This is a genomic window from Micromonospora sp. NPDC047753 (assembly GCF_040642735.1).
Classification (GTDB): Bacteria; Actinomycetota; Actinomycetes; order Mycobacteriales; family Micromonosporaceae; genus Micromonospora.
Genome location: NZ_JBEYSL010000592.1, coordinates 1 through 3,700, shown reverse-complemented (window position 1 = coordinate 3,700; position 3,700 = coordinate 1). Strand labels below are relative to the sequence as shown.

Below are 3,700 nucleotides of genomic sequence, written 5' to 3'. Positions count from 1 at the left end.
GGCGGGCGCCAGGTCGTCGTCGGCCAGCCGGATCCGATGGTGGTCGGTGTCGTACGCGCGGGCCACCAGGTCGGAGTAGTGGAACTCGTCGCCGGACTCGCCGTCGCGGCTGTCGAAGCCGATGCTGAACGTCCGCAGGTGTTGCTGGCCGGCCTCGGCGAGCAGCGCCACGATGAGGCTGGAGTCCAGTCCGCCGGAGAGAAGCACCCCCACCGGCACGTCGGCGACCAGCCGTCGGCGTACCGCCGCGCGCAGCGCGTCGCCGATCGCGGCCCGCCAGTCGGCAGCGTCCATCCCCGCGTCGGCGGGCTCCCGTAGGTAGTCGGGTCGCCAGTAGAGCTCCTCGCGGCTGGTCCCGTCGGCCTCGATCACCCGCAGGGTGGCCGGCGGGAGCTTGCGCACGCCGCGCAGCACGGTCCGCGGCGCGGGCACGATGGAGTGCCAGGACAGGTAGTGGTGCAGCGCCACCGGGTCGATGCCGGTGTCGACGTCTCCGGCGGCGAGCAGCGCGGGCAGGGTGGAGGCGAACCGCAGCCGGCCCGGTGTCTCGGCGAGGTAGAGCGGTTTGATGCCGAGCCGGTCGCGGGCCAGGATCAGCCGCCGCCGGACCCGGTCGACCAGCCCGATCGCGAACATGCCGACCAGGTGGTCGACGAAACGCTCACCCCAGTGGGCGTACGCCACCAGGATCACCTCGGTGTCGCTGGTGGAGTGGAAGGCGTACCCGGCCCGGCGCAACTCCTCGCGCAGCTCCGGGTAGTTGTAGACGCAGCCGTTGAAGACCAGCGCCAGGCCCAGATCGTCGCGGACCATCGGCTGCCCGCCCGCGTCGGACAGGTCGATGATGGTCAGTCGACGGTGCCCGAGGGTCACCCAGCCCTCGGCGAACAGGCCCTCGTTGTCCGGCCCTCGTGAGCGCATCGCCTCGGTCATCCGGGTGACCGCCGCCGCGTCGGGCGAGCGACCGTCGAATCGCGCCTCCCCGCTGATCCCGCACATCAGCCGGGGTGGTGGTGGTTCAGGGCAGACATGCGCGTCCTCCTGTGGCGTCTCCCCGACTGGTGGTGGCGGGGGCCCCGCCGTGCGAACGGGGCCGCTGGCTACCCGGGTGTGGGGCGGGCAAACCCCGCCGATCTCAGGTACGCAGGGTGCGCAGGATGCGGGCCAGTTCGGCGCGGTCGGTGTCGTCGAGGTGGCCGAAGAAGCGGTCCGCCTCGGCCCGGCGCGCGGCCCGGATGGCGGTGCTGACCCGGTCGCCCTCCTCGGTGAGCGCGACCAGGGTCGCCCGGCGGTCGGCCGGGTCGGGCCGGCGTTCGACAAGCCCTCGGGTCTGGAGGTCGTCGACGACCTCGGTCGCCGAGCGGGGCGCGATGCGCAGGTGCTCGGCGAGGGTGCCGGGGCGTACCTCGCCGTGCCGGGCCAGCACGCCGAGGGCCCGGGACTGGCTGGGGGTGACGTCCCAGGGCACCAGTGAGTCCCGGGTCTGCCGACGCAGACGGGACGCCACCGCCCAGAACGTCTCCGCCAGGCTCTCGTCGTCGGCGCTGTCGACGGTGTGCTCGGTCACCGGAATACGGTAGCAGGAGATGTGGTTGCTACCTCATGATGAGGTAACCTCAGCAATATCGCCAACGAAGGGTAGTGCCCCCTTGGAACCCACCCCGATGGGCCGCGACCGCGGCCACCGCACCCCCAGCGCCGAAGAGAAGACGCAGGCCCGTCAGGTGTCGCTGCGCCGCATCGGCCGCCTGTTCACCCCCCACCGACCCGCGCTGGCCGCCGTCATCGCGATCATCGTGGTCTCCTCGATCATCGCGATGGCCACCCCATTCCTGCTGCGGGCCGTGATCGACCGGGCCCTGCCGCAGGGCGACGTGACGCTGCTGGTCTGGCTGGTCGTCGGCATGGTCGCCGTCGCGGCGGTGACCTCCGCCCTCGGCGTCGTGCAGACCTGGATCTCCACCCAGGTCGGCCAGCGGGTCATGCACCGGCTGCGCACCGACGTCTTCAGCCACCTCCAGCGCCAGTCACTGGGCTTCTTCACCCGCACCCGCACCGGCGAGGTGCAGTCCCGGATCACCAACGACATCGGCGGCATGCAGTCGGTGGTCACCTCCACCGCCACCGCCGTCGCCGCCAACCTCACCACTGTGGTCGCCACCACGGTCGCCATGGTCGCGCTCTCCTGGCAGCTTTCCCTGGTCTCGCTCGTGGTGCTGCCGCCGGCCATCTGGCTGACCCGTCGGGTCGCCCGGATGCGCCGCGAGATCACCGCACAACGGCAACGCGAACTCGCCGACCTCAACGTCACAGTGGAGGAAGGGCTTTCGATCAGTGGCGTACAGCTGGCCAAGACCCTCGGCACCGGCCCGGCGCTGATCGACCGGTTCACCACCTCCTCGGCCCGACTGGTCGACCTGGAGCTGCGCAGTGAGCTGGCCGGCCGCTGGCGGATGGCCTCGATGAGCATCATCTTCGCCGCCGTACCGGCGGTCATCTACCTCGCCGCCGGGCTGCCCGGCACCGCCGGCACGCTGAGCATCGGCACCCTGGTCGCCTTCACGGCCCTGCAGGGCGGCCTGTTCCGACCGTTGATGGGCCTGCTCAACGTGGGTGTCTCGCTCACCGCCTCGCTGGCGCTCTTCGCCCGGATCTTCGAATACCTGGACCTACCGGTCGACGTGGCCGACCCCATCGAGCCGGTCCGCCTCGACCCCGCCCGGGTACGCGGCCACCTGCGCCTGGAGGACGTCACCTTCGGCTACCCGGGCAGCGACACCGCCGCCCTCGCCGGGATCACCCTCGACGTGCCCGCCGGCACCAGCCTCGCCCTGGTCGGCGAGACCGGCTCCGGCAAGAGCACCCTCGCCGGGCTGGTCAGCCGGCTGCACGACCCGACCGCCGGCCGGATCACCGTCGACGGCGTCGACCTGCGCGACCTGCGCCTGGCCGACCTGGCCGCGATCGTCGGCGTGGTCAGCCAGGAGACGTACCTGCTGCACACCACAGTCCGGGAGAACCTGCGCTACGCCCGCCCGGAGGCCACCGACACCGAGATCGAGGACGCCGCCCGCGCCGCCCAGATCCACGACCTGATCGCCGGGCTGCCCGACGGGTACGACACCATGGTCGGCTCACGTGGGCACCGGTTCTCCGGCGGTGAGAAGCAGCGCCTGGCCATCGCCCGGACGCTGCTGCGCGACCCGCGCATCCTGGTCCTCGACGAGGCCACCAGCGCGTTGGACACCGAGACCGAGCGCGCCGTGCAGCGGGCCTTCGACGTGCTCGCCCAGGGGCGCACCACGATCACCATCGCGCACCGGCTCTCCACCGTGCGCGACGCCGACCAGATCGCGGTGCTCGACCACGGTCGGATCGTCGAGGCCGGCACTCACGACAGCCTGCTGGACCGCAACGGTCGCTACGCCACGCTGGCGGCCTGAACGCCGAATCACAACCGTCTCGAAACAGTCTCGGAACTGTCTCGTTATTGCACGGTCAGGTGGCGGTAGACGGTGGCCCGCGAGACACCCAGCTCGGCGGCGATGGCGTCCACCGAGTGGGTGCCCGCCGCGTGCATCCGTCGGGCCGCCTCGACCTGCTCCCGGCCCAGCGCGGGCGGCCGCCCCGGACGCCGGGCTGACCTCGACCGCGCTGTCCGGCCACGGGTAGGTGCGGGCCCGGCCGAGGCCGTACGGGC

4 protein-coding genes are annotated in these 3,700 nt (G+C 72.1%); 1 reads left to right on the top strand and 3 read right to left on the bottom strand.

Translation table 11 applies throughout. The features are described from left to right. Nucleotides 1-999 (bottom strand): asparagine synthase (glutamine-hydrolyzing) (gene asnB / locus ABZ749_RS31500; RefSeq protein ID WP_357234199.1); only part of this gene is annotated, 999 nt, incomplete at its 3' end. A gap of 136 nt (nt 1,000-1,135) precedes the next feature. Beyond that, nucleotides 1,136-1,567 carry a MarR family winged helix-turn-helix transcriptional regulator gene (locus ABZ749_RS31495; RefSeq protein WP_355007356.1) on the bottom strand — a complete coding sequence of 144 codons (432 nt, stop codon included), beginning with the start codon at nt 1,565-1,567 and terminating at the stop codon, nt 1,136-1,138. Between the two features lie 97 nt (nt 1,568-1,664). Here ABZ749_RS31495 and ABZ749_RS31490 point away from each other — a divergent pair, with 97 nt between their 5' ends. Next, on the top strand, nt 1,665-3,443 hold the full coding sequence (locus tag ABZ749_RS31490) for an ABC transporter ATP-binding protein (RefSeq protein ID WP_357234195.1): 1,779 nt from the start codon (nt 1,665-1,667) through the stop codon (nt 3,441-3,443). 44 nt (nt 3,444-3,487) lie between these two features. On the opposite strand, the gene ABZ749_RS31485 is transcribed toward ABZ749_RS31490, so the two are convergent. Then, nucleotides 3,488-3,700 (bottom strand): helix-turn-helix domain-containing protein (locus ABZ749_RS31485; protein WP_357234193.1); only part of this gene is annotated, 213 nt, incomplete at its 5' end.